Source organism: Parachryseolinea silvisoli (assembly GCF_021190955.1).
GTDB classification, from domain to species: Bacteria; Bacteroidota; Bacteroidia; order Cytophagales; family Cyclobacteriaceae; genus Ohtaekwangia; species Ohtaekwangia silvisoli.
In genome coordinates this window covers 36197-54944 of the sequence record NZ_JAIOAO010000008.1, presented here as the reverse complement: position 1 = coordinate 54944, position 18748 = coordinate 36197, and the positions used below count along the sequence as shown (strand labels likewise).

Below are 18748 nucleotides of genomic sequence, written 5' to 3'. Positions count from 1 at the left end.
CAATGGCAGCGCGTCCGGGTGAAAGCCCGGGCGCTTTTGCTGTTGTAAAGCGATGCCATGAAAAAGTACCTGTTCCTGTCTGTCCTGGTGGCAACGACGTATACCGCCTCTGCGCAACATGCGAACCCGTTGGACGCACCGGTATACTATGCCGTACAGGATGCGCTTGCCAAAGACGCGGCGGCGACACAGTTGAACCTCCGTGATCAGTCACTCTTTTCGGTGCCATCGGATCTTGTGCGGTTGACCAACCTCCGGTTTCTGAACGTCATGCGCAATCACTTCGAAACCTGGGACGAGGACATCTTTGCGTTGTCTCGCCTGGAAGTACTAAACATCCGGAACAACAAGCTCAAAGCCATTCCCCCGGACATCGCCTCCTTGTTGAAACTCGTAAAGCTCGATGCCGCGGCCAACAGTATCACCGTTATCCCCGAAGAAATCGGACGCCTTCAAGACCTGCGCTTCTTGCATTTATCCTTAAACGCACTGACATCGCTCCCCGCTACGATTGGCGCATGCCGACAGTTGGAGGTATTGGAACTGGCACACAATCAGCTGAGCCACGTGCCGGCAACGCTGCGCGCGCTGAAACACCTGAAGCAACTACAGCTGGGCTATAATCAGCTGAATGAATTTGACCCCGCCTGGGGCCGGTTCAGGAGCCTGGAGCAGTTGAACCTGGAATATAATTACTTACAGCGCCTGACACCGCAGATCAAAGGCCTGCAGCAGTTAAAGACGTTGATCCTGACGCACAATAAGCTGGCCAGCCTGCCGGATGAGATTACCGCGCTGGCGTCGCTGGAGCTGCTGGTGTTGTCGGATAATAAATTAGAATATCTGCCGAAGGAGATAAGCAGGTTGAAAAACTTAAAGACGCTGATCGCCGTCAACAACCGCTTTGGCCCGTCGGAGCAGGAGCGTATCCGGAAAGCGCTGCCCGGTTGTGAGGTATATTTTTAAGGTTTGCTGATAGACTGACTTCATTGCCCATGCAGGGACTTGTGGGGTGGAAGTTGATAAAAAAAAGAGAGCACTTCAGTGAAGGCCCTCTCTTTCCAGGAAGTGTTATCCATTACAATTTATAGCAGACTATTTCCGAAGGGGTTGGCCTGTAGTAAACGTAATTAAAGATCTGGTCGACGTCATATTCAGGTTCCTTGTCGTTTTTGATATCCACCGCGCTGGCGACCTCGCCATTCGCTTTGTTTACCTGAATAAGCTGGTTGCCTTTCTGCTGCGTGGTCATCATCATGACAAAGTTCGGCGTATTCTGTGATGCCTTGTAACGGGCATTGAACTCTTTCATAGCCCGCGACGAATAGGCAAACCCGGCCTGCCCCAGCTGTCCGAACCCTTTTGATAATTCCTGGCTTACCGCTTTGCCGGTAGGGTCGGTCGTCTGCGCCGATGCCTGCGCAAAGGCAGCCGAATACGCTGATGCAGCAGCACCGATATAAGCGGCACGCACTGCCTCGGCTACCAGCAGGGCACGCATGAGTGCCGGCTGACGTGGCGCCGGATAATATTTGCTGTACTTGAGCAACCCGTCGAATCCGAATTTCATCACGTTCTGATCGGAATACAACAGCACACCGTCACTGACAACATCAATTGCCTTCGGCAGCTCCTTGCCGCCAAACTCTACCTTTGCGGGCGTGATCTTTTTAAATGTGCCGTTGGTTTTATCGACTTCGAACAAACCGCTCTCTTTGGGAGAGAAGACATATACTTTATCGCCCTTTGATCCGGACGGGAACGGACGCACTTTATCGCCTGTAAACGGTACACCCGCCTCTATGGAGTTGCTCCAGAGCAGGCTTCCTGTATGGGTGTCGAGGATATTCACTTCGCGCGTGGTAATGAACAACAATCCTTTTGACACGATCTCCGATTGTACCAGGTCTCCCTTAAGCTTAAGGGATTTTTCGTATTTCAGCGTACCAGTATTGGGATCGAGCAGGTTGAGGTAATATTCTTCAGCCTTGTTGTTCCAGGCATTGTCGAAGGCCGTGGTGATGAGAATGCCTTTCTCCGTGGTGATATAGCTCACGACGCTTCCCTGAGCCTTCACACCCTTGCCTTTGTTGCCCCAGGTGGTTTTGCCGGTTTCATAATCCACCAGATTGATGGTAGGCTTTTGCGATGAACGCGGGCAGATGATAATACCTTTCTCGTGCATGATTACCTGGTTGAGCTTGTCATTTTCTTTGGCAGGCTCCTTCCATACGGCAGCTCCTGAACCAACGTCGAACGCGTAGTAAAGATTGGTGTAAAATTTTTGCGGCTCGCCCTTATTGGCAGACGATGAGCTTGTGAAGCCCGAGCCGGTTTCCGACTCGACTTCCGTTCCAATATAGACGTTGTTCTTTTTGAATGGAGAGAAATATACCTGTGCACGTTTAGATGCCTGGATGCTGTTTTTCCAGAGCACTTTACCATCGCCGGAATTCAGCCTGATCACATAGTTGGGATGCGTGATGATCATGCTCTGATCCTGAAGCTCAACCGGCTCGCTGGTGAGCGACTGCAGATTGCTCAGCTGCTGGCCCATGGCCTGAAGCTTTCCTAAAAAACCTTTTGTAGCGGCTGGCTCGGCCTTGAAGAGATCGTCGTTGGTCCACAGTTGTTTTCCCGAGGCGATCTCGTACATGAACAGGGACGCCGATAATGTATTCGGACGTACGCCGATCACGAGTAACCTTCCCGAGCCAGGCAGCACATGCCGGCTCAGCACACCGATCTGTTCTTTCTGAGAATCGAACAACACTTTTCCGCCAACCACCTCCATGATGGCCTGCATGGGAATGGTCGAGCTCTTTTCCGTCAGAAAAGAAACCGTGACGAATTCCGTGCCCTCTACTTCCTGAAAACGTGCCGGGTCCAATGCCGGATAACTTTTATTCTCCCAGAGGATCTTGCCATCGCCGGGATTTACGCCGTATAGCCCATCGTTGGTGCTGACGATCAGGTATCCCAGCGAGTGGACCCGCTGCCAGTTTACAGCACTTTTGAATTTCGCGGACCATGCCGGCGCAGTTTTGGGCTGCGCATTCACGATCAGCGCGAAAATGCACATGAACGCAGAAAAAAATGTTCGTAAGGCTTTCTTCATATATCAAGCATTTGGTAGTTAGTGCGTTGGATAGCAGAAATGAGGCCAACTTTGAGGATAGATGAATTTACGTATTTTGAAAAGGTAACCCAAGCGGATGTAATATTATCGTTTAACAAAATGCGGATGTTTATGATCCACAGCGGGAGCCCAGTGGTGAGCCCGACAACAGGTCACTGACGAGCGACATTTGTGATCCCCAACGTGATCCCACAGGTGAGTCCAGGGATGATACCAAGCTGGGTACACATACTATAAACTATATAAACAATACAAACATTCAAAACAATTTAAATGATAATGAGCAAGCCCATCCAATTTTCAGATTTTGGTAATTGTTTTATTCATCCGTCAGAGACGCCCTGTCATGAAGGGCTGTGATGAGCCGGGCAAAGCCATCGCTATAGCATAGATATTCCAAGGATAAAGCATGGATAAAGCATAGATCAGCCAACAGGAGGGGCGTTGCTTTATCCGTGGTTCATGTTCGGTTAAGGTGTGTATACCGGTCACGGCATGGCTGCCACAGGCATACGCGCAGCGGAGACGGCGCTGGTGATAAACCTGCCGAAACGACCATCCACGGGCGGTTCAGCCTGCCAGCAGGGTGCGAGGCTAAAAGTGTTGGCGATGGCGTGACGGGAACTTTAAATGACTCGTTTCATTGAATTAAGGAAAATACTGTGTATATTGTAGTAATTCAGCATTCAGCCACCATATTTCACGATCCGATTCACTTCTCTCGCGCGGTTTTCTAAAGCAGCGGGTGTTGTAAGGTATTTTTCGTCTTCGAAGTCTGTTTTCAACTAAATATTATTCAATGAGACAACTGAAAATCAGTAAGCAAATAACCAACCGTGAAAGCCAGTCACTCGATAAGTATTTACAGGAGATCGGTAAGGTGGATTTGATTACTTCCGAAGTTGAGGTAGAGCTTGCGCAACGAATCAGGCAAGGAGACGAGGTTGCGTTGGAGAAATTGACGAAGGCGAATCTGCGCTTTGTAGTTTCCGTGGCAAAGCAATACCAAAACCACGGGCTTACACTCGGTGACTTGATTAACGAAGGAAATCTGGGGCTGATCAAGGCCGCTAAGCGGTTTGATGAGAAACGTGGATTTAAGTTTATATCGTACGCAGTTTGGTGGATCCGCCAATCCATTATGCAGGCGCTGGCGGAGCAATCGCGTATTGTTCGACTGCCCCTGAATCGGGTCGGTTCCTTAAGTAAAATATCAAAAACGTTTTCGGATCTCGAGCAAAAATTTCAACGGGAGCCAACAACAGAAGAGGTTGCTGACGAGATCGGCGTGACAAATGAAGAAGTGGTAGGCAATCTCAAAGTATCCGGTCGGCATGTCTCGATGGACGCACCGTTCGCCCAGGGTGAGGACGGTAGTTTGCTGGATGTTCTGTATGACATCAACGAGTCAAACCCTGAGAAACAGCTAATGACGGATTCATTATCGCAAGAAGTTCAGCGTGCGTTATCTACGTTGACGAGGCGGGAAGCTGATGTGATCGTGTCATACTTTGGGCTAAATCAGAATAGCGCTATGACGTTGGAAGAGATCGGCGACAAATTCAATCTCACACGCGAGCGCGTAAGACAGATAAAAGAAAAAGCCACCAGGCGATTGCGGCATACATCCAGAAGCACTACACTAAAGACCTACCTGGGTTGAAGTATCATTAGAAAAAACAAGACCGCTCCCCATGAGTGGTCTTGTTTTTTTTGATATACCAGCGCATCGAAATTCATTTCCGATACTTCAAGTGTGAAGAGTTTTACCCCTGTCAATTCTGTAGTATTTTATTTCGAAACAACGAGTTCCGGATAATGCTTATCCATGCGGAAGACAATAGCATCGTAATAGAAATGACAGCGAGGGTTAATTGAAAAGAAAAATCATCGACAAGTTTCAAACTGCGGGCAACGGTGCAGAGTACAAGACTGAATTCACCGATCTGAGAAAGCAACGCTCCGGCATATACACTGTTTTTCCAGGTTTCATTAAACAGTCGGAATACGCAAGCGTTTATCAAACTATTGATGCAGAAAATCAACATAACCAGCGTTCCTATTAATATAAAGTGTCCTTCGACAAAGCTCCAATCCAACTGTAAGCCGATGGACATAAAAAAAAGTGATAGGAAAAATATGCGGAATGGTACCAGCGTGTGGTCCAGCCATTTCATGGATTTATTCTGAGAAATTAGAACACCGGCAAACATTGCGCCCAAGGCAGCCGATAAGTTCAGTGAACTGGTGATCCAGGCAAAACCGAAACACAGTAGCAAACCGATAAATACCTGTAACTCATGATCCGGTTTAAATCCAGCGAGCCATGGTATGAATATTTTTTTCTTCAGAACGGTCAAACGAAGCAATAACACGAAGAGAAGCGTTACGGCTACCCCCAGTATCAAATTCCTCGGGTTTGATTCGCCATTGGCCAGGAAATTTAACACCATGATCATCGGAACGATGAGGAAGTCCTGAAGAATTAAGATGCCCGTGGTGAGGTTTCCGAGGCGCGAGTTGATTTCGTGATTCTTGTGCAGGTATTCCAGAATGATGGCAGAGCTGCTCAGACTAATAATAAAACTAAAGAGTATAATTCTGCCCGTCGGCCAATCGAGCTGATTGCCGATAACAGCGATAAAAATGAAGCTGAGGAGCAACTGCACCAGGGTTCCAACCGCTGAGGTTCGGATATTCTTTACCAGGGCGGGAACTTCAATTTCCGCCCCAATAAAGAACATTTGCATGATCAAACCCAGCGATCCTATCTGGGCAATGGTTGTTACATCGGTGAAGAGCTTTAAACCGTGCGGCCCGAGCAAGATTCCTGCAATGATATAAGCACTGAAGTAGGGCTGACGGAAACGCTTGAGCACCCAACTCAATAACAGGATCGTCAGGAGCATTCCCACGATCCCTTTCAAAAGGTGTTCTCCGAAGTCCATTAAAAGTAACGAGGTTGGCGTCAGACATAAAAATGAACATGATAGGCGCGGTATGACAGGCCGGATGGTTAAGGCCATGTCGGATGTCATACCGCAGCTATCTATTGAGACGGCGTTCGATATGCCGGTTATTAGCCAATGGTGATCTGCTTAACGGGCTTTACTTTCGCTTCTTCTTTTTTCGGCACGGTGATGTGAAGGATGCCGTCTACGTAGCGGGCGGCTATTTTTTCGCCTTCTACCTTGTTCTCCGGCAGTGTGAAGCTCCGCTGGAAATATCGATAGCTGAATTCCCGGCGCGTATAATTGTCCTCTTGCTGCTGGTCCTGCTGCTCTTCACGCTGTGAAGAGATCGTGAGCACATTGTTATCCAGCTCCACTTTGAAGTCATCACGCTTCATACCCGGCGCAGCGACCTCAATGGCAAAGTTGTCATTTGTTTCCCTGACGTTTACGGCAGGAAGAGTTGAATCATAGCTGCGGTTTCCCGGCCTGGAATCTGCCCAATCCCTGCTAAAGAAATCTTCAAGTAATGACGGAAGGGATGGAAATAAATTACTGTTCTGTCTTACCAGGGTTCTCATAACTTGGTTCTCCTTTCAAGATTTGGTTAAACATGTTGTTTTAAATTCGATTTTGAAATCGCGATTCAGAAACACCTTTTTCAAAATACATGCCTGTCCGTCAATCAAAAAAATCCACTAAAAAAACTGTCAAAAATTCTGATGAGCCCAACATTGATTCGCACTGCGGTGACAAAATTTCGCCTCGCCATTATCTGCAAAATGTCAACCTGTCATTCCGCATCGGCTTAGCTGTCGACTGGCGATTTTTAGCCCCGTCGCTACCGGGAGCCAACGATCCTACATATGAAACACATTAAACCGATGCCCATCCGGATCAGCAAACACAAAACCATAATACCCCTCTCCAAACTCTTCCGGAGTAGAAACTATCGTGCCCCTCGCTTGCCGCACCTCTTCCTCCCAACGATCAACCACTTCCTTACTGTCGGCAGAAAGAGTAAATATAATTTCATTCCCAACGTTTGGATCGATTATTGGCCCCTTCATGGCAGGTTCAAGTATATCTCTCAAAAAGAAATGGATGATAAAATTCTCGTCGCTAAAGAAGAAGCTGGTCAGTTGGTCTGACGCTCCGTTATGTTTAAAGCCGAGTTGTTTATAGAACTTCGTGGTTCGTTCTAAATCCTGGACGCTGAAGTTGGCCCAAACTTTTTTTGTTTTCATATGCTAAAGGTTTATGATTCAAAAATAGTCTGTAACCCGTTCAAACAGGGTGGCCATTTGCGAAATCGATCGGGGGTATTTCGGCCATTCTTACGCACGTCGCGACCTGCGATTTTCAAGCGGTTTAATAGAAATAAACTCACCTTTCTCCCGGACGACCTGATTGCCCCAAGCTGTAATTGCTTCTAACACAGGGACGAACGTTTTACCAAAATCGGTTAAACTATAGATGACTTTGATGGGCGGCTTCTTGCCGTAGACCTTCCTGCAAACCAGTCCGTCTTTCTCTAACTGCTTTAGCTGTAAGCTTAGTGTCATTTCTGTAACGGAAGGCATCTCCTTGCGAAGCTCGTTGTATCTTTTTGCTTCGTCCTTTAAGTGGTAAAGGATGACCGCTTTCCATTTTCCACCCACTAAATCCATTGTAAGGCTGACTGTACAAGGATAGACTTCCCCGTTCAGTTTAACATAGTCACCCACACATTCTGTTTTCATCCGGTTTTTTTTTGGGGACTATCCATCTGGATAGTTATTGCAAACGTAGCATGCTCAAGATAGTTTTGCAACTATAATATTTATAGTTCAATTTTTCACTTACAGAACACAGGGAATGGCGTCGAATTTAAAGTCAAATGAGGAGGCCCACGGCCATAAGCCGCTCATCACCATCGTCGGGGTTTCAGGCAAGCAGGGGCGTAGTGCTGCACATACGCTGTTACAGAGCGGACGCTATCGTGTACGCGGCATTACGCGACGGGTTCACTCACCGGAAGCGCTTGATTTGGCCGGACAGGGCGCTGAGCTCGTGAATTTGCCACTTGATCTTGGGTATGAAAAAGATTTCGTGGAAGCCTTTCGGGGCTCGGATGGGATTTTCATGATGACACCCGGTATTGCACCTCCGCAGACGCACGAGTTCGAGCTCGGTAAACAGTTGGCCGACGCGGCCGTGAAAGCAGGGGTTCAACACATCGTCTTCAGTAGTTTGGAAAATGTAGATAGAATCACCGCCGGGAAAAAGTTCGCGCCTCATTTTACAGACAAGGCCAGGATCGAAGAATATATTCGCGCGCTTCCCGTGACAAGCTCGTTTATCTATATGGCTTTTTTTTACACAAACCTGATGGAGTTTTACCCGCCCCAGCGAGCGGGCGACACGCTTATATTCCCGATCTATTTACCAAAGGACTTTCGTGCGCCGTTTGTGGATCCCCTTACGGCTACCGGGCCTGCTGTGTTGGAAATTTTGTCCAATCCAGGGTATTATGCTGGTAAGGTTTTGCCGGTCATTGGCGATATGATATCACCGCAGGAGATGGTTGAGGTGTTTGCGCGTGTTACAGGTAAAAAGGCTGTGTATCGTTCCGCATTCACACGAGAAGATTTTATTCATTATTTCCCCGCGTTTAGCGCAAACGAAATGTTAGTGCGCGAGATTTTGGGAATGGCAGAGTACGCGGTTGAATATGGTTATTTTGGCCAGGATCGTGATCTGCTATGGAGTCGGCAAACAAATCCGGACAGCTATAATTGGGAACAGTTTCTGCGTGCGACTGCTTGGGAAGGTGAAAGACGTTCATACTGACGTGAAGGCCCCCCAGCCAGGTCAGCGCTCACCCAAAAGGGTTATTGAATGGTAATGGTTTACTTGCCTTTTTACATCCTTTTAGGGCAAAAATATTTGAACGATGAAACGCAGATCTGTTTTGAGAAATTTATCCGCTTTTGCGGCAGCGTCAACATTGCCGCCGTTTGTAACAGGCAGTATTTCTTCACCCAAGGCAGCACCGGGTGTTGAATCCAGGCCGCACGTGAGAAAAATTGCTACCGAGGAGGCGTTTACTATTCCTGAAATAGCGGATGCCATACGTAACGTGATTCGGCAAGGCGGACCCAATTTAGATCTCCTTCTTTTGAAACAGCTTTACGAGGTGCCTGCTTCGCTACCGGCCGAGGCTCCGTCGGATAGTATGCAGGTCTCTAACCGTGACCGTGCGGCAAAAGATATGTTGCCGAAATTGCTGGACTTCGATAAGGCACGACTGGCGACGATGGATGCCAGTGGTGTTGACATGCAGATTCTATCGTTGGTCATGCCCGGCGTTCAAATGTTCGAGCGGGTGCAGGCTATGGAGCTTGCGCAGCTTGCCAACAATCGCTTACGTGATGTTATACAACGTCATCCCGATCGATTTGCCGGCCTGGCAAGTTTTGCACCACAAGATCCAACGGGCGCCGCGAAGGAAATGGAACGGGCCATCACAACGCTGAAACTAAATGGATTTATAGTCAACTCCCATACGGGGAATGCGTATCTCGATGATCCGCAGTTCCTGCCCATACTGGAAGCTGCGGAAGCGCTTGAGATGCCTCTTTATATTCACCCGCGGGCTCCATCAGACGGTATGGCCGCGCCTTTTCGGGATTATCGTCTCGAGGGTGCGGTATGGGGATATGGTATAGAGACGGGTACCCACATTTTACGATTGATCTTTGGCGGTGTTTTCGATCGTTTCCCAAAGTTGCAGGTAGTCATTGGTCATATGGGTGAAGCGTTACCGTTTTGGCTGGGCAGGCTCGACTTTATGGGCGCACCGGGTGCCCGCGCCGGACGCAAAAACCAATTGATGCCCAGCGAATATTTTAAACGTAACATCACGATTACGACCAGTGGCGTTGAGGATCCGCTGGCTCTTCGCTATTGCATTGATAAGATCGGTGCAGACCGAATCATGTGGGCGATCGATTACCCTTTTCAGCCCACGCCGTCGGCGGTGGCTTTCATCGACTCAGCTGCTATTACTGAAGCGGAACGCGAAAAAATTGCATGGGGTAATGCGGAGCGGATCTTCAGAATCAAAAAGAATCATTAAAAACAACAATAGTACTTTTTCTAATGGCATGTCGCCAACACATTTGCTGCTAAGTCTAACGACTACGGGCTACCGAATTCTCACAATAGCTTCCCACAACTAACATTAATTTAACAAGCGACACTTACCTTCGCTTGTCCAAGCAATCACCTAACCAAGTTTATTGTGAAGAAACTCTTACCTGTTATCCTTGCCCTTTTTACCTCCAGCTTTGCATTTGCACAGCTCACTTTAGGGCCGTCTCCGTACAACCAGGATTTTAATCCGATCGCCTCCGGCCTTCCAACAGGATTTACCGCGAGGACTGGCGCCAGCGCAACAGCCTTGGGGACGACCCAGGCATACAGTGGTACCACAGTGGCCTGGAACAATACTTCAGGAGCAGTAAAGAATTTTGCATCCGCAACCGATCTTACCTCAACGGCTACTACGGCCGAGCAAAGCAGTTCCGCTAATCGCAGTCTCGGGATACGGCAAACCGGAGCCTTTGGAGATCCCGGTGCAGCCTTTGTGCTTCAACTGGCCAATACATCGGATTTAAAGGATTTCAAATTAGATTTTAAACTTCAATCCCTCGATGCCACTTCACCTCGCGTGACCACCTGGAGAGTGGACTATGGTTTTGGGGCCAGTCCTACAAGTTTTACAGCAGCCACGGCAACAGGTACTTTGACTACAGGCGGAAGCACATTTACAAACAACACGATTACAGTTGATTTCGGCAGCAGCCTGGATAATCAGGCTGATAATGTCTGGATCCGCATCGTTGCCATAACAACGAGCACCGGCAGCGGCAACAGACCTTCCAGTGCCATTGATGATCTTTCACTGACGTATACTTCCGGAACTGTAGCAACACCTACTTTTTCTGTGAATCCTTCGGCGATTAATTTTGGCAATCAGGCCGTGGGCACAACCAGTGCAGCTCAATCTCATACACTTACCTATGCCAACCTGAATGGGAGCAATGTAGTGGTCTCCACTGCTGCGCCTTTTACTATTTCAAAATTGGCCGAAGGGCCTTTTTCTACTGACTTACTATATACGTCTACCGAACTTGGTGCCACTTCAACTATAGTGTATAGCCAATTCAGTCCGGTAACAACAGGATCGGCCGGCGGTACGATCACGCATACCGGGGGTGGTGTTTCCGGATCTGCTACTGTTTTGCTAACCGGTACGGGAGCCAGTCTTACACCGGTTGCCTTAAATGATACCTTTTCAGGCTTATATGGAGACCTGATCACAGGCAATGTATCGTCAAATGACAACGATCCGCAAGGGCTTGCCTTAACCTTTAGCAAGCTTACTGATCCCCAGGACGGAACACTTACTTTTAATGCGGATGGAACATTTTCATACCAGTCTGTGGTAGGAAGTGCAGCCACTCAAACGTTTACGTACCGGGCAGCGAATACCGATGGCTCAGCGGCTGAAGCAACCGTAACGATCACGCTGGCGGAGCAATCGAAAATATTTATCAGCCAGTATTACGAAGGTGCATCGGTCAATAAATGGGTTGAATTAACCAACCCAACAAGTTCTCCGGTAAACACGGCATCACCTCAGCTAAAGCTTGGTCTTTACAGTATTTCGGGCGATGCCGGAAACATTGTAATCTCCGGAAGTCCTGCCCAGATCGTGAATCTGAACATGATTATCCCGGCGAAGAGTAGTGTACTGATCGGAAATACAGGGAATGGAAACGAAGTGCCTTATTTAACGGCTGCAAGTGCACAGCAGACCAGTAACGCAGTCATCAACTTTAACGGGAACGATGGTATTGCACTTTTAGATGCGGCCAACAACATCATTGATGCATTTGGAACCGGCATCAACGCGAAAGACGATAGCTATGTGAGGAGCCTGAGCGCTACCACTCCTTCAGCGACTTTTAACTCCGCAGAATGGATCCTGACACCTCTCGCTACTGTTCAAAATGCAGTCGACCTTGATGATCCTGACCGTCTCGGTGTTCATGTTCAGGCAGATCTTCCCGAATGTGTAAGCCCCGTCAATCAGCCGACAGGCTTACTATTTACGTCTGTAGGAACAAAAACGATAACACTTAATTTTACTGCTTCCACGGATGCTGGTGAGTATCTGATTGTACGAAGTCTCAATAGTACTTTAAGCGCAACTCCAGCCGATGAAACAATATATAATCCAGGCAGCAGTCTGGGGGGTGGAACGGTCGCGGCCAGAATTTCCGGCAGCAGCTTCACGGACAACAACCTTGCCAGCGGAACCACTTTTTATTATTTCATTTATGCATTAAACAACATTGCCTGTGATGGCGGACCGAAATATCTGATCACAGATCCATTATCCGGCACCCAGGCTACTGCTCCCTTGCCCGTTTGTGTGACTCCTGTTTCTCAGCCGACCAATTTTCACATCAGTTTTTCGAACTACCAATTGATCCAGGGAGCTTTTACTCCGGCTACTGGAGTCGACGAGTTCCTGGTGATCATGAGTAAAGACAGCGCATGGAGTTCTTTGCCTGTTGATCAGACCAGTTATGTTGTGGGGGATTCCATTGGCGGGGGTATCGTCATAAAAAAAGGAGCCCAGGGAACGTTTAACAGAAGCGGACTTACGCAGAATACAAATTATTATTTCTATATCTTCTCCCTGAACAGTAACTGTAGCGGTGGACCGTTATACCTGACGACGGCACCGTTAACCGGGAAACAACAGACAGGAGTCTTTGATAATAATACACTGAATTTTTATTTCGGCAACCTGCATGCGCACAGCAGCTATTCTGACGGCAACGCGGACGATAAAACTAAAAAGCCTGAAGATGATTATGCATTCGCGAAGAACTCCATGAACATGGACTTCCTGGGAATATCAGAGCATAATCACACACAGGCGGGTATGCGTCTGGCAAACTGGGTGCCGGGTATGACAGCCGCGAAGAATGCAACCACTCCTGATTTTGTCGCGTTGTATGGCATGGAGTGGGGGGTGATCAGTGGTGGCGGCCATGTCCTTGTGTACGGAGTTGATTCGCTCATCGGTTGGGAGCCAGGGGAGCATCAGATCTTTGTTCCCAAGAGCACGTATACCGGAAGCACCGGGTTATTCAATATCATTAACCGCCACGGACTAAATGCTTTCGCCACATTAGCACATCCGAACTTCGGAGACTTTAATAATGTCGAAGCAAACTATGATGCCAGTGCAGATAACGCCATTGTTGGATCGGCACTGGAAAGTGGTCCGGCTTTTTCGACCAATACAACGTATTCCAATCCTGCGACTGTTTTGGCGAAGTACTATAACTATTATAACAAGATGCTCGCCAAAGGTTATCATATGGGCGCGACCATTGATCATGATAACCATAACATGACGTTCGGAAGACATACACGCGCACGACTGGTTGTTCTCGCTCCGGCACTCACCGAAAACGATCTGCTTGACGCGATGCGGAAAATGCGGTTTTATGCCAGCGAAGATTCAGCGGCAAGAATTTCTTACACGATCAACGAGCAACCTGTAGGGAGCGAGTTTACAGGGAACGGGTTGGCAAGAATTTCAGTCAGCGGCTCTACGACAAGCCCGATAACAAACATCACCATTATACGTGGAACTCCCGGCAGTGGTGTCATACCTCCGCCGTTAGTCACCAGCGCGACAAGCACACTCTCTTACACAGACAGCACACTTGCGCATCTCGCTACGGGCTATTATTATGCAGACATCACAGAAGCCGATGGCAGCCGGATCATTACTTCACCGATCTGGTATACCCGTAATGATTCCCTGAAGTCAGAACAAGTAATCACATTTAATACTCTTCCCATTAAAACATATGGCGATGCGGATTTTAGCCCTGCTGCTACAAGCACAAATGCTTCGATTCCTGTTACGTATACGAGTAGTGATACTACTGTTGCAACGATCGTCAGTGGCCAGGTGCATATTCGCAAGGCGGGCAACGTAAACATTACAGCAAGCCAGGCAGGAAATGCGCTCTTTAACTCCGCGGTGCCAAAAACACAAACGCTGATCATTGCACGTAAAGCTGTAACAGCATCCGTTGATGCGAAGACGAAAGAATACGGTGCTGCCGATCCTGAATGGACGTACACAGTCACACCTGCGCTGGTAATGGGTGACACCTTCTCAGGTTCATTGACCCGCGAGCTTGGAGAGGATGCGGGAACTTATGTCATCACTCAGGGTACTTTGGCTTTGAGCAACAACTACACACTTGATTTTGATTCAGCCATCTTTACCATTAACAAAGCCGCCGCTACGATTACCTTGAGCAACCTGTCACAGGCATTTGATGGAACCCCTAAAGGTGCAACAGTAACGACCAACCCTTCCGGATTGGATAGTGTCACCGTAACGTATAACGGCTCATCCATTGTACCTTCGGCGGTAGGAACCTATTCTGTTGCAGCTACTTTGACCAATATCAATTATACTGCCGAACCAGCTTCCGCGACGCTCACGATAACTCAGCCGCTGAACCTGAAAATTCAGTATCGCAATGCAGACGGATCGCTTACGAATAGCGAGGGTAAACCTCATTTGAAGATTGTCAATACGGGAATAACAGCGGTGCCGTACAATCAGCTGACCGCGCGATACTGGATCACGCCAGAAAATTATAAAGGCAGCCTGGGCATGTGGATTGATTACGCACAGTTAGGAAATAGTAAGGTGATCATGAAATATGTATCGCTTGGCAACCCAGGAGTGAATGCCCTTGGATACATTGAATATAGTTTCACATCTTCGGCAGGCTCCCTTGCAGCGGGAGGTAATTCAGGAGATATTCAGTCGCGATATGCCAATACGGATTGGTCAATTTTCAATGAAGCAAACGATCATTCCATCGGTATGAACGCTTCGTATGCTGATAAGAGTACGATCACACTATACCGCAATGGAGTGCTCGTATGGGGAACAGAACCTGTGGCGGAAGCTCCGGTAGTAAAGCTGAAGGTTTTCGCGGAAGCCAAAAGCGCTGGAAATTCGAACAGCATTAGCACCTTTGTCGATATAAAGAACGAAGGAAATGTTCCCGTGAATTACAATGACATTACAGCACGTTACTGGTTTACTTCAGACGGTACGTCTCCGCTAAAGTTCTGGCTGGACTACGCCAAGATCGGCAACGGTGCGATCAGTGGAAGTTTCGTTGCCCTCAACCCCGTGCGGACAGACGCGAATGTTTACCTCGAATTGAAAGTCAAGCCGTCGGCTATTACGTTCTACCCGCTTACCTCGACGGGGAACATCCAGTATCGTATCTCCAAGAGTGATTGGTCGAACTTTAACCAGCTAAACGATCATTCGTACAAAACCGGAACGATGGCTGAAAATTCAGGGATTACTATCTATTACCAGGGACAACTGGTGTATGGGACAGAGCCAGCTACGGAGAATTCAGCTGCACGGACGAATACAACGGATAGTCCTTTTGAGAAAAACCTTAAAACCCAGGAAGGAGCGGAACCTTCAACCACGTTAGTTTATCCCAACCCGACATCCGGAAACTTTACGCTTCAGATGAATGATGAGAGGATAGGTTCGTTCCATGTAACCATCTATAATTCGGCTGGTAAAGCAGTAGATATTTATTCAGGGGAAAAGACCGATGGAAGTTTCCGTAAAGATTACGAGCTAAAACTTGCGAAGGGAATCTATTATATGCAGATCCGTTGGAGGGATCAATCAGACTATAAAAAGATTATTATCAATTGATCTGGAATGTCTGTTAATATATGAATTCTGAATAAATCGCTTAATAAGAGAACCCTCTTTGCGCAGGCAGAGAGGGTTCTTTGTTTTTAGTGTTATTTATGATGTTACTAATTCCAGTTGTCAATTTTAATATCACGTGGGTCGGGGTTTCCCTGGCCTGATTCGAAGAGCGACTTTAGGCTCATGAGAAAGATCGCCCATTTTGTGCTGCAATGGTGCATAAATTCAATTGGTTCTTTCCAGTGCAGGTGTTTGAAAAGTACAATGGTATAATCTCCGTCTTGTTTGAGGTCAAATTCGATTGTCGTGCCTACCCATTCTTCCGGCCCGGCAATGACCTTCCACTGAACGAAGGTCGGCTCCCTGAGATCGACGACCTTCATATCGAAGCCGCCGGCCCCGAAACGGAATTCAATTACGTTGCCTACGTGATTGCCTTCTCCCCGAACATTGCTTGTCCACCATCCGGCAAGGCCGGCTTGTGTGGTCAATGCATGATAAACTTGGTTCATCGATGACGATTTGATTCCAACTTTGTGTAAGATGTCTGGCATGATTTCTTTTTTTACCAAAGCTAGTACCTGTTTTAGAAGCTCAGGGTGTGTAATTTGGACAATATCAGGGGTTGATTTGGTCAGCGCATTGACCGAAATCCTGTATCTTTCGAGCTTTTAAAGCAATATCATGAGGATTGAGCATCTGCGCGAGCTGCGAGAGAAGGGTCTTATCACGGAACATCAGTACAATACGATCGAACCCATCGCAACCCGCAAGGTGCTTTCTGTGTTCTATGAGCTTCGCATCCTCCTGTATCTGGGGGTTATGCTCTTTACGACGGGTGTCGGAATCCTTATTTATCAGAACATCGGGGACATGGGTCATATCCTGGCTGTTATTGGTCTCTTTATTCTTACCGGCGCGTGTTTCTGGTATGCCTTTCGATACGCACCGGGGTATTCGAACGGAAAAACGAAAGCGCCTACGCCGTATTTCGACTACGTTGTATTGCTCGGGTCTCTGCTTTTTATTTCCGCCCTTACCTATTTGCAAATTCAGTACGAGCTGTTTGACGATGGGCTGGGGGCTACCACACTGGTTACCGCTGCGTTTTTCTTTTATGCCGCTTATCGGTTCGATCACCTCGGTGTGCTCTCGCTGGCGATAACAGCGCTGGCCTCCTTCTGGGGGATCAGTGTATCGCCTCAGAAATGGTATAGCAGCGATTTCTTTTCAGAAGGTGAGCTCTATAATATTGCGCTGGTGTTCGGGGCAGTATTGGCCACGGTTGCCGTGGTACTTGACAGGAGGGGCGTTAAGCGGCACTTTACCTTCACGTATATGAACTTCAGCGCGCTGATCTTTCTGACGGCGGCCCTCACCGGCGTCTTTGTCAACCCCGATTATTTCGCGCTTTATCTGCTCTTGCTGTATGCGGGATGCGGCGTTATTGTTTACTCTGCACACAGGCGTAAATCATTTCTGTTTTTGCTTTATGCCTTCGTGTATGCCTACATCGGTACGACGTATATGCTGATAGACCTGATTCAGAATGTCATACTTTGGCTGTTTTATTTGTTTGCTTCCTGCGGAGCATTTATCTTTTTCATCGTACAGTACAAAAATTACTTCAAACGCGCCGAATGAAAAGTGCCTATAACGCTACCTGGCTTCACAATCTTTCTATTGTAAAGGAAGTAAAGCAATGGCGCGACTATGAGATGCTCTCCCAGGAGCAGTTTTTGGTAATCAGCAGCGAATACCCCTCGTCGTTTTACCACCCGAATGTCATTATTCGCATTCTTCTGTTCCTGGCAACGCTTATTGCCCTGGCAGGGGTGACGGGGCTGGGCGCGCTGGTGGTTTTCAACACCAGGAGCAATGAAGAGTATGCTTTTGGTGTGTCGCTGGTCTATGGGATCGTCTCGTTCATTTTCCTCGATCGTGTGTTTATCTACAACGCCAAACACTATAAGTCGGGCGTGACCGAAGCACTGCTCTATCACGCCCTGGGATATACGCTTGTTGGGATTGCCGGCATGACGGAGTGGGAGCCATTGCTGATGGCGTCTGCGTTTTTCGTTGTATTTTCTATTGCTGCTTTCCGTTATATCGACCTGATCTCGACCGCGTGTGCCTTTGCTTCACTTGCATTCTTATTATTTTACGTTTTGTATGACGCCGGTGGATATATGCAGCAGATTATACCGATGGCTGTCATTGCATTGTTTACACCGCTGTATTTTGCTGTTAAGAAAATAAAGGCATATGCTGCGGCCAATCCGTGGCGCCCTTGTCTTACGCTTTTAGAAGCACTGAGCTTGCTGCTGATCTATGCCGCCGGGAATTATTTTGTGGTCCGCGAGCTCAGCCTGGAGCTTATGGACCTGGTGATTGAAGAAGGCCAGGATATTCCTTTTGCATACGTGTTTTATTCCCTGACCGTGGCCATTCCCGTGGGGTATCTGTACTTCGGTATCAAAAGAAAGGATCTCGTGCTCATTCGCGTAAGCCTGCTGGCGATAGCATTTTCGGTGGTTACCTTCAAATACTATTTTAGTCTTGGACATCCGGAGATTTCGCTGACTGCCGCGGGCGCTGTGCTGCTGACTGTCAGTTTACTCTTGTTCCGCTATCTGAAAAGCCCTAAATACGGTTACACGCGCGAAAATGTACTGCGTGAGAAGTGGTCCGATATGAACATAGAATCGTTTGTGATCGCACAATCGCTGGGCGGCAACACCGGGACAGTTCAAGAAACAGGCGGCGGCGGAGATTTCGCAGGGGGTGGATCTACCGATAGTTTTTAGG

14 protein-coding genes are annotated in these 18748 nt (G+C 48.0%); 8 read left to right on the top strand and 6 right to left on the bottom strand.

Annotated elements, in window-relative coordinates:
• Window positions 1-57 precede the first annotated feature (57 nt).
• The gene (locus K7P01_RS30400; RefSeq protein ID WP_267298372.1) at window positions 58-966 is read left to right on the top strand and encodes a leucine-rich repeat domain-containing protein; all 909 of its coding nucleotides are present in this window, start codon (window positions 58-60) and stop codon (window positions 964-966) included.
• Window positions 967-1078: 112 nt separating this feature from the next.
• On the opposite strand, the gene K7P01_RS30395 is transcribed toward K7P01_RS30400, so the two are convergent.
• Window positions 1079-3118 carry a PQQ-like beta-propeller repeat protein gene (locus tag K7P01_RS30395; protein ID WP_267298371.1) on the bottom strand — a complete coding sequence of 680 codons (2040 nt, stop codon included), beginning with the start codon at window positions 3116-3118 and terminating at the stop codon, window positions 1079-1081.
• A gap of 516 nt (window positions 3119-3634) precedes the next feature.
• Between K7P01_RS30395 and K7P01_RS30390 the strand changes: the two genes are divergently transcribed.
• Both K7P01_RS30390 and K7P01_RS30385 read left to right on the top strand, forming a co-directional pair.
• Window positions 3635-3757, top strand: a complete 123-nt coding sequence (locus K7P01_RS30390) for a hypothetical protein (RefSeq protein ID WP_267298370.1) — start codon at window positions 3635-3637, stop codon at window positions 3755-3757.
• Between the two features lie 181 nt (window positions 3758-3938).
• The gene (locus K7P01_RS30385) at window positions 3939-4802 is read left to right on the top strand and encodes a sigma-70 family RNA polymerase sigma factor (protein WP_267298369.1); all 864 of its coding nucleotides are present in this window, start codon (window positions 3939-3941) and stop codon (window positions 4800-4802) included.
• A gap of 112 nt (window positions 4803-4914) precedes the next feature.
• Here K7P01_RS30385 and K7P01_RS30380 read toward each other — a convergent pair whose 3' ends face one another.
• The 4 genes from K7P01_RS30380 to K7P01_RS30365 all read right to left on the bottom strand — a co-directional run bounded on the left by K7P01_RS30380 (window position 4915) and on the right by K7P01_RS30365 (window position 7832).
• Window positions 4915-6165 (bottom strand): cation:proton antiporter, encoded by a 1251-nt coding sequence (locus K7P01_RS30380; RefSeq protein WP_267298368.1) that lies wholly within the window; start codon window positions 6163-6165, stop codon window positions 4915-4917.
• Window positions 6166-6218: 53 nt separating this feature from the next.
• Window positions 6219-6671, bottom strand: a complete 453-nt coding sequence (locus K7P01_RS30375) for an Hsp20/alpha crystallin family protein (RefSeq protein WP_267298367.1) — start codon at window positions 6669-6671, stop codon at window positions 6219-6221.
• A gap of 279 nt (window positions 6672-6950) precedes the next feature.
• Window positions 6951-7337: a VOC family protein gene (locus K7P01_RS30370; RefSeq protein WP_267298366.1), complete on the bottom strand. Its 387-nt coding sequence runs from the start codon at window positions 7335-7337 to the stop codon at window positions 6951-6953.
• Between the two features lie 90 nt (window positions 7338-7427).
• Entirely contained in the window at window positions 7428-7832 is a 405-nt protein-coding gene (locus K7P01_RS30365) for a winged helix-turn-helix transcriptional regulator (RefSeq protein WP_267298365.1), read from the bottom strand.
• Between the two features lie 115 nt (window positions 7833-7947).
• Here K7P01_RS30365 and K7P01_RS30360 point away from each other — a divergent pair, with 115 nt between their 5' ends.
• From K7P01_RS30360 to K7P01_RS30350, 3 genes are all read left to right on the top strand, one after another.
• Window positions 7948-8922: an NmrA/HSCARG family protein gene (locus tag K7P01_RS30360; protein WP_267298364.1), complete on the top strand. Its 975-nt coding sequence runs from the start codon at window positions 7948-7950 to the stop codon at window positions 8920-8922.
• Window positions 8923-9025: 103 nt separating this feature from the next.
• Window positions 9026-10210 carry an amidohydrolase family protein gene (locus K7P01_RS30355; protein ID WP_267298363.1) on the top strand — a complete coding sequence of 395 codons (1185 nt, stop codon included), beginning with the start codon at window positions 9026-9028 and terminating at the stop codon, window positions 10208-10210.
• 165 nt (window positions 10211-10375) lie between these two features.
• The gene (locus K7P01_RS30350; RefSeq protein ID WP_267298362.1) at window positions 10376-15940 is read left to right on the top strand and encodes a cellulose binding domain-containing protein; all 5565 of its coding nucleotides are present in this window, start codon (window positions 10376-10378) and stop codon (window positions 15938-15940) included.
• Window positions 15941-16047: 107 nt separating this feature from the next.
• Here K7P01_RS30350 and K7P01_RS30345 read toward each other — a convergent pair whose 3' ends face one another.
• Window positions 16048-16452 (bottom strand): SRPBCC family protein, encoded by a 405-nt coding sequence (locus K7P01_RS30345; protein WP_267298361.1) that lies wholly within the window; start codon window positions 16450-16452, stop codon window positions 16048-16050.
• Window positions 16453-16624: 172 nt separating this feature from the next.
• Here K7P01_RS30345 and K7P01_RS30340 point away from each other — a divergent pair, with 172 nt between their 5' ends.
• Window positions 16625-17584: a DUF2157 domain-containing protein gene (locus K7P01_RS30340; RefSeq protein ID WP_267298360.1), complete on the top strand. Its 960-nt coding sequence runs from the start codon at window positions 16625-16627 to the stop codon at window positions 17582-17584.
• Entirely contained in the window at window positions 17581-18747 is a 1167-nt protein-coding gene (locus tag K7P01_RS30335; protein ID WP_267298359.1) for a hypothetical protein, read from the top strand. Before K7P01_RS30340 ends, K7P01_RS30335 begins: the two co-directional genes overlap by 4 nt.
• The last annotated feature ends 1 nt before the right edge of the window (window position 18748 follow it).

Excerpts from the sequence above, each read along its gene's own strand:
- K7P01_RS30390 (WP_267298370.1), top strand. The coding sequence starts at position 3,635 with ATGGCTGCCACAGGCATACGCGCAGCGGAGACGGCGCTGGTGATAAAC.
- K7P01_RS30385 (WP_267298369.1), top strand. The coding sequence starts at position 3,939 with ATGAGACAACTGAAAATCAGTAAGCAAATAACCAACCGTGAAAGCCAG.
- K7P01_RS30345 (WP_267298361.1), bottom strand. The coding sequence starts at position 16,452 with ATGAACCAAGTTTATCATGCATTGACCACACAAGCCGGCCTTGCCGGA.
- K7P01_RS30380 (WP_267298368.1), bottom strand. The coding sequence starts at position 6,165 with ATGGCCTTAACCATCCGGCCTGTCATACCGCGCCTATCATGTTCATTT.
- K7P01_RS30400 (WP_267298372.1), top strand. The coding sequence starts at position 58 with ATGAAAAAGTACCTGTTCCTGTCTGTCCTGGTGGCAACGACGTATACC.
- K7P01_RS30335 (WP_267298359.1), top strand. The coding sequence starts at position 17,581 with ATGAAAAGTGCCTATAACGCTACCTGGCTTCACAATCTTTCTATTGTA.
- K7P01_RS30395 (WP_267298371.1), bottom strand. The coding sequence starts at position 3,118 with ATGAAGAAAGCCTTACGAACATTTTTTTCTGCGTTCATGTGCATTTTC.
- K7P01_RS30375 (WP_267298367.1), bottom strand. The coding sequence starts at position 6,671 with ATGAGAACCCTGGTAAGACAGAACAGTAATTTATTTCCATCCCTTCCG.
- K7P01_RS30355 (WP_267298363.1), top strand. The coding sequence starts at position 9,026 with ATGAAACGCAGATCTGTTTTGAGAAATTTATCCGCTTTTGCGGCAGCG.
- K7P01_RS30360 (WP_267298364.1), top strand. The coding sequence starts at position 7,948 with ATGGCGTCGAATTTAAAGTCAAATGAGGAGGCCCACGGCCATAAGCCG.
- K7P01_RS30365 (WP_267298365.1), bottom strand. The coding sequence starts at position 7,832 with ATGAAAACAGAATGTGTGGGTGACTATGTTAAACTGAACGGGGAAGTC.
- K7P01_RS30340 (WP_267298360.1), top strand. The coding sequence starts at position 16,625 with ATGAGGATTGAGCATCTGCGCGAGCTGCGAGAGAAGGGTCTTATCACG.
- K7P01_RS30370 (WP_267298366.1), bottom strand. The coding sequence starts at position 7,337 with ATGAAAACAAAAAAAGTTTGGGCCAACTTCAGCGTCCAGGATTTAGAA.